This is a genomic window from Pseudomonas sp. XP1 (assembly GCF_053557675.1).
In genome coordinates this window covers 1-7,023 of record NZ_JBNRIJ010000020.1, presented here as the reverse complement: position 1 = coordinate 7,023, position 7,023 = coordinate 1, and the positions used below count along the sequence as shown (strand labels likewise).

General features: G+C 64.1%; 7 protein-coding genes. 4 read left to right on the top strand and 3 right to left on the bottom strand.

The window, feature by feature from the left end; translation table 11 throughout:
* Nucleotides 1-75: 75 nt before the first annotated feature.
* Together ACK1U9_RS17320 and ACK1U9_RS17315 are read left to right on the top strand one after the other, a co-directional pair.
* Nucleotides 76-708: a glutathione S-transferase family protein gene (locus tag ACK1U9_RS17320; protein ID WP_046616533.1), complete on the top strand. Its 633-nt coding sequence runs from the start codon at nt 76-78 to the stop codon at nt 706-708.
* Nucleotides 705-1,649 (top strand): Nudix family hydrolase, encoded by a 945-nt coding sequence (locus tag ACK1U9_RS17315; RefSeq protein WP_046616535.1) that lies wholly within the window; start codon nt 705-707, stop codon nt 1,647-1,649. Before ACK1U9_RS17320 ends, ACK1U9_RS17315 begins: the two co-directional genes overlap by 4 nt.
* A gap of 125 nt (nt 1,650-1,774) precedes the next feature.
* Here the strand turns inward: ACK1U9_RS17315 and ACK1U9_RS17310 are convergent, their stop codons facing one another.
* From ACK1U9_RS17310 to ACK1U9_RS17300, 3 genes are read right to left on the bottom strand one after another with little or no spacing between them, the layout of a single operon-like run.
* Complete coding sequence (locus ACK1U9_RS17310) at nt 1,775-2,341, bottom strand: cob(I)yrinic acid a,c-diamide adenosyltransferase (RefSeq protein WP_108480658.1); 567 nt, start codon at nt 2,339-2,341, stop codon at nt 1,775-1,777.
* 1 nt (nt 2,342) lies between these two features.
* Entirely contained in the window at nt 2,343-4,373 is a 2,031-nt protein-coding gene (locus ACK1U9_RS17305; protein ID WP_108480659.1) for a sensor histidine kinase, read from the bottom strand.
* A 38-nt stretch (nt 4,374-4,411) separates the two neighbouring features.
* Nucleotides 4,412-5,329 (bottom strand): putative 2-dehydropantoate 2-reductase, encoded by a 918-nt coding sequence (locus ACK1U9_RS17300; protein ID WP_153670517.1) that lies wholly within the window; start codon nt 5,327-5,329, stop codon nt 4,412-4,414.
* Nucleotides 5,330-5,429: 100 nt separating this feature from the next.
* Between ACK1U9_RS17300 and ACK1U9_RS17295 the strand changes: the two genes are divergently transcribed.
* A complete protein-coding gene (locus ACK1U9_RS17295) occupies nt 5,430-5,915 on the top strand; it encodes a YajQ family cyclic di-GMP-binding protein (protein WP_013974099.1) in 486 nt (161 codons plus the stop codon).
* A gap of 113 nt (nt 5,916-6,028) precedes the next feature.
* On the top strand, nt 6,029-6,871 hold the full coding sequence (locus ACK1U9_RS17290) for a mechanosensitive ion channel family protein (RefSeq protein ID WP_046616540.1): 843 nt from the start codon (nt 6,029-6,031) through the stop codon (nt 6,869-6,871).
* Nucleotides 6,872-7,023: the final 152 nt, after the last annotated feature.

The following is a 7,023-nucleotide window of genomic DNA, read 5'->3' as shown; positions in this document are numbered from 1 at the left end:
CCCATGTGGGAGCGGCCTTGTGTCGCGAAAGGGCTGCAGAGCAGCCCCAAAATTCCCAAACGATGGAGCCGAACCATGAGCTATCACCTGATCATCGGCGACAAGCTGTATTCCTCCTGGTCGCTGCGTGGCGCCCTGGCCCTCGAGCTGGCTGGCGTGCCTTACGAAGAAACACTGATCAAACTCAACCAGCCTGACACTCGTCAGCGCATCCTCGCCTTCTCTGCCACCGGCAAGGTACCGCTGCTCAAGACCGAGCACGGTGTGATCGCCGACTCGCTGGCCATTGCCGAATACCTCAACGAACGCCACCCCGACGCCCAGCTGTGGCCTGCCGACGTGGCGGCCCGGGCACAGGCCCGTTCGGCCTGCGCACAGATGCACAGCGGCTTCTTCGCCTTGCGCGGTGCCATGCCGTTCGACCTGTCGCGCGACCAAGCGCTGGAGAGCGTGCCGTTGGAGGTTCAGATCGATATCGACCGTATCGTTGCACTGTGGTCCGAGTGCCGCCTGGTGGCCAAGGACAGCGGCCCGTTCCTGTTCGGCAAGCCGAGCCTGGCCGATGTCTTCTTCGCCCCGGTGGCCGTGCGTCTGCGCACTTACCGCGTGGAAGTGCCTGCGGAGGCGGCGGCCTATATCGAAACCATTTACCAGTGGCCGGCCTTCCAGGCCTGGCAGAAGGCTGGCCTGGCGGAGCGTGAAGGGTGAAACGGATTCATGTTGTAGCCGCTGTCATCCGCGGTACTGACGGCCGCATTCTGATCGCGCGGCGTGCTGATACCCAGCACCAGGGCGGCCTGTGGGAATTCCCGGGCGGCAAGGTGGAAGAGGGTGAGGGCGTCGAGGCGGCGCTGGCCCGCGAGCTGCGCGAGGAGCTGGGCATCGAGGTGAGCCGTTCGCGCGCGCTGATCAAGGTCAGCCACGACTACCCGGACAAGCAGGTGCTGCTGGACGTGCGCGAAGTCCAGGCGTTCACCGGCGAGCCGCATGGCGCCGAGGGCCAACCCCTGGAATGGGTTGCCCCACGTGATTTGCCGCAGTACGAATTCCCCGAGGCCAACAAGCCGATCGTTGCAGCCGCGCGCCTGCCGGACCAGTACCTGATCACCCCAGATGGCCTGGAAGTGCCGCAGATGCTCAAGGGCATCCAGAAGGCGGTGGCCAGCGGAATTCGCCTGATCCAGTTGCGTGCCCCGGACATGTACGACCCCAAGTACCGCGATGTGGCGGTGGATGCGGTCGGCCTGTGCGCGGGCAAGGCGCAGCTGATGCTCAAGGGGCCGCTGGAGTGGCTGGGTGACTTCCCTGCCGCGGGTTGGCACCTGACGGCTGCACAACTGCGCAAGTATGCCGCCAACGGCCGGCCGTTCCCCAAGGAGCGCTGGCTGGCGGCGTCCTGCCACAGTGCCGAAGAGCTGGCGCTGGCGGAGCAGATGGGCGTGGACTTCGTCACCTTGTCACCGGTGCAGGCAACCCGGACACACCCTGAGGCGGTGCCGCTGGGGTGGGACGAGGCACAACGGTTGATCGCCGGCTTCAACAAACCGGTCTACCTGCTGGGTGGGGTCGGGCCGGGCGAGCGTGAACAGGCCTGGGAAGCGGGGGCGCAGGGTGTTGCCGGGATCCGGGCGTTCTGGCCCGAGATCTGAGTCGCCTGTAATTGGGGCCGCTTTGCGCCCCATCGCCGGCAAGCCAGCTCCCACAAAGACAGCACAGACCGGGCTCTGTGGGCGCTGGCTTGCCGGTGATGGGCTGCGCAGCAGCCTCAAAAATATCAGCCCTGCGGCTTTTCAGCAGGCTTCCACAAAACCTCAGCCACCCCCTGCCGCCGCCCAATGATCCGCGCCGCCACAAACAGCAGGTCCGAAAGCCGGTTGATATACGCCAACCCAACCCCCGCCAACGGCTCCAGCGCATTCAGCTGCTGGCACCGCCGCTCCGCACTGCGCGCCAGGCTACGGCACACATGCGCCTGCGCCACCAGCGCCGAGCCGCTGGGCAAGATGAAGTTCTTCAACGGCCCCAGCTCTTCATTCCACACATCGATCGCTGCTTCCAGGCGTTCCACTTCCGCCATGTTCAGCGCCTGATAACTGGGCATCGCCAACTCACCGCCAAGGTCGAACAGGCGGTGCTGACATGGCGCCAACACTGCGCTCACTTCACTCAATCCTTGTTCGGCCAGCCCCGCCAGCAACAAACCCAGCTGGCTGTTCAGGCTGTCCACCTCGCCAATCGCTTCGATCCGTGGGTGGTCCTTGGGTACCCGGCGCCCGTCGCCCAGGGCGGTTTCGCCTTTGTCGCCGGTGCGGGTGTAGATCTTCGACAGGCGGTAGCCCATGTCATTTCTCCGTTTTGGCCGGCGCTACCGCTGCCGGCTGGCCGAGGGGCAGGCGCAGGGTGAAGCAGGTACCTTGGCCGGGCGTGGATTGCACTTCCATTTGCCCCTTGTGGTTGTTGGTGATGATGAAGTACGAGACCGACAGACCCAGCCCGGTGCCCTGGCCGATTTCCTTGGTGGTGAAGAACGGTTCGAAGGTGCGTTTGCGCACCCCCTCGGGCATGCCGACCCCGTTGTCCTCGACCTGGATTTCCGCCCATGGCGGGCTCAAGCGGGTGCGCAGGATGATGCGCCCAGGCTCGCTCGGCTGTGGTCGCTGGTGAATAGCCTGGGCGGCGTTTTTCAGCAGGTTGAGCAGCACCTGCTCCAGTTCGTTGGCAGTGCACGGCACCGGCCCCAGTTCGGGGTCGAACTGGCGCACGATGGCCTGGCCCTTGAAGTCGAAGCCGATGGCCAGGTCGAAGTCGTTGCCTGCAATCTCCACCGCCTGGTCGATCAGCGCTGGCAGGTCGCACGGCGCCAGTTGGCGGTTGCTGCGTCGGCTGAAACTGAGCATGTGGGTGACGATCTTTGCCGCCCGGGCACCGGCCTGCTGGATGCCGTCGAGCAATTGCGGCACTTCGCGGCTCTCCAGGTAGCGGTTGACCGTGAGCAGGTCGATGCCCAGTTCTTCGGCCTGCTCCTGGTTGCGCGGCAGCTCTGGTGACAGGCGCCGGCGAATGTTCTGCACGTTGTGCAGGATCGCGCCTAGCGGGTTGTTGATCTCATGGGCCATGCCGGCGGCCAGGCCTCCGACCGAAAGCATCTTCTCCGATTGCACCATCATTTCTTCCAACGACAGGCGCTGGGTGATGTCGTCGATGCGGATGACCACGCCACGGCCGCCTCCACCGGTCAGCGGGTAGAAGGTCAGGGCGTAGTGGCGCAGGTCTTCGCCCTTGGGCCAGGTGACCCGCTCGATCTTTGCAACGCGGTGTTTCTCCACAGTTTCCTTCAACTGCGGCAAGAACGGCTTGAGCGGTTCGAAGGCGATGAAGATCGGCTGGTTCAGCGCTTCGTCCAGTGGCGTGCCGGATAGCACCGTGGCTTCGTGGTTCCATTGGGTCACGTAGAGCTGCTCATCGAGGGCGATCAGCGCCGAGGGCATCGAGTCGATGATGCTGTTGAGGTAGTTCTGGAAACCGGTGAGTTTCTTCTCGATCTTGCTGCGCACCTGGACTTCCAGTTCCAGCTTGCGGTTGGTGTGGCGGGTTTCCTCGGCCAGGCCCTGGGCCTGGTCATAGGCCTCCTGGAACTCGTCGCGGGTGCGCTTGAGCTGCTGTTCGCGAGCCTCGATGCGCGAGAGCATGGTGTTGAACGCTTCGGCCAGGCTGCCGATTTCGTCGTCGTTGCCGCGCTGCGCACGCAGGGCATAGCTCTCTTCGCGGGTGACCTGGCGGCTGAGCTCTTCGAGTTGGTTGATCGGCTGGGTGATCAGGCGTTTGATCTGCCGGGCGATGATTATCCACAGCAGGATGCTGAATACCAGGATGCCCAGGCTTGCGCTGAGGGTGCCGGTGTAAAAGGCCGTGGGCAGTTCGCTGCTGGCCACCAGCAGCAGGTGCGCGGGTGGGTTGGCGTCACGTGGCATGCGGATCAGCTGGGTGCTGCGAAACTCCATCAGGCGCCAGCCGTCGATGTCGCGAAAACGCCTGGGCAGCGCCAGCGGCTCGCCGTGCTGCAGTTGCGCCAGTATACGGCCGTCACCCCCGTAGACGGCGGCGGCGCGCAGCGGCGTGTAGCTGTCCAGTTCCTTGAGCAGGGCGCTGGCGGTGTCCGGGCTATCGCCGGCGCGGGCCGCCAGCTGTGGGTTGGCCACCAGCCGGCCGATGGTGTGCAGCGCCTGTGGCGCCATGCTTTCCTGGGTGATCCAGTAGGCGGCACTGATGAAGGTGAGGTTGGCCACCAGCAGAATGGTCACCAGCAACACCAGCAGGGCTGCCAGTAGCTTCTGCCCGACCGGGAGGTTTTCCAGGCGTTGGCGCAAGGTCATGGGCTAGGCAATGTCCGTATCCGGTTGAAAGGGCCGCGTCAGTCGCAGGGCAAACCACGCCCGCGCAGGTTATCGACCAGGCGCCGCAGCAGGCGTTCCAGCTCTGGCAACTGCAGGCCATGGCGGCCGGCAGCGCGGCACGCTTGGCCAAGCAGGTAGTGCACCTCGGTGCGCCGGCCAGCGCGTACATCCTGGTACATGGAAGAGTAGTTGGCAGCCGTGGCGAGGATAACCCGCTGTACTTCTTCGTCCAGCCCATCCGCTGCCTCTGGCTGGCCACAGCGGCGCAGCAGCTGGGCCAGCTCGGCGCACAGGGCGTCAACTTCGCCCAGGTGCCCCAGCAGCCCGCCGTTCTGGCAGTCGTGCAGCACGGTCAGCGGGTTGATGGCGCAATTGAGTGCCAGCTTGCGCCACAGGCGAGTGAGGATATCCACCGTCCACTCGGCGGGGATGCCGGCCTCGTGCAGGTCATCGAACCAGGTCGGGATCGTCGGGTTGCGTGGGTCGCCCAGCCAGTTGAAGCCGTGGCCGGCAAAGCGTACCTGCCAGTCACCCTCGCGGAACGCCCCTTCGGTACTGGAGGCGAAGATGCAGCGCGCGTGGGGCACCAGGTCGGCGACTTCGTCCTGGCTGCCCAGGCCGTTCTGCAGCAGCACCACTTCGGCGCCCTCGGCCAGGCGCGCTGCGACGCCCGCAATGGCCGGGGCGGCGTCGTAGGCCTTGCAGGCCACCAGCAGGCGATGGATCGGGCCGTGTGCCTGCGCGGTTTCGGCGGGGATGGCGTAGTGGCGGGGCTGGTCCTGTTCGACCACGGTAAGGCCGCCGGCCTGCTGATAGGCCTGCAGCCGTTGCCCGTCACGCAGGATCAGGCGTACTGCCTTGCCCGCGCGCGCCAGGCGGCAAGCCCACAGGCTGCCCAGGCTACCGGCGCCGAGAATATGCCAGGTGCTGCTCATATGCGTTTCGCAACCCGTTATAATGAGCCCGCATTTTAACCGTCAAACCCAGCGCGCTCCATCTTCAGCCTGAGCGCGCTTTTATTTTGGGAGAACAACCATGCCTTCGTTCGACGTGGTATCGGAACTGGACAAGCACGAAGTGCAGAACGCGGTCGACAACGCCATCAAGGACCTGGACCGCCGCTACGACCTCAAGGGCAAGGGTACCTTCGAGTTCAAGGACAAAGAGCAGACCGTGATGCTCACCGCCGAGGAAGAGTTCCAGCTCGAAGCGATGCTGGAAATCCTGCGCCTGGCGCTGGTCAAGCGCAAGATCGACGTGAAGTGCCTGGAAACCAAGGACCCGTACGCCTCGGGCAAGGAAAAGAAACAGGAAGCCAAGTTCCGCGAAGGCATCGACAAGGACCTGGCGAAGAAGATTGTCGCCACCATCAAGGATGCCAAGCTGAAAGTGCAGGCCGCCATCCAGGGCGAGCAGGTACGCGTTACCGGTAAAAAGCGTGACGATCTGCAGGAGGCCATTGCCCTGCTGCGTACCAAGGAATTCGACATGCCGCTGCAGTTCAACAACTTCCGCGACTGATCGCAGGGTTGTCCGGAACCCCGATGGCGTAATGATGTCCATGGGGGTCATGGCCGCCGAACCTACGGCGGCCTGCTATACGTGTACATGCCGTGCGGCATCAGGAGATGAATATGGATTTGAACGCTGAAGTCGATCAGCTGGTCCGCCAATCGCAGACCTGGGTCCCCTTGATCATGGAATACGGCAGCCGCCTGCTGCTGGCACTGCTGACCTTGGCGATCGGCTGGTGGCTTACCAACGTGGTCAGTGATCGACTCGCCAGGCTGGTGGGTTTGCGCGTACAAGACCCGGCACTGCAGGGCTTCATCCGCACCCTGGCTAACATCATCCTCAAGGTCATGCTGGCGATCAGCGTTGCCTCCATGATCGGCATTGAGACCACTTCGTTCGTGGCTGCGATTGGTGGTGCCACGCTGGCCATCGGTCTGGCGTTGCAGGGCAGCCTGGCAAACTTCGCCGGTGGTGTGCTGATCCTGCTCTTCCGCCCGTTCCGCATCGGTGACTGGATCGAGGCGCAAGGCGTGGCCGGCACCGTCGACAGCATCCAGATCTTCCACACCGTGCTGCGCACCGGTGACAACAAGACCGTGATCATGCCCAACGGCAGCCTGTCCAACGGCATCATCACCAACACCAACCGCCAGCCGACGCGCAAGGTGGTGTTCGATGTGGGCGTGGACTACGAGGCCGACCTGCAGAAGGCCCGTAACGTGCTGCTGGAGCTGGCGCAGGATCCGCGTGTGCTGCCCGACCCGGCGCCGCAGGCGGTGGTCGCGACCCTGGGCGACAGCTCTATCACCGTATCGTTGCGCTTGTGGACCAAGACCGCCGATTACTGGGATGTGATGTTCATGCTCAACGAGCATGCGCGTGACCGGTTGAAGGCCGAAGGGATCGACATTCCGTTCCCGCAGCGGGTGATTCGTGTGGTGCAGGAGACTGCAGCGCAGTAATACCGCGTTGAAGCCGGGGCCGCTTCGCGCCCCATCGCCGGCAAGCCAGCTCCCACAGGTACAACACAGGCCTGAAGACTGTGATAACCCTGTGGGCGCTATGCCGAGAACCCGCCCAAGAAGTACCAGGACATCGTCAACGTCGATTTCTA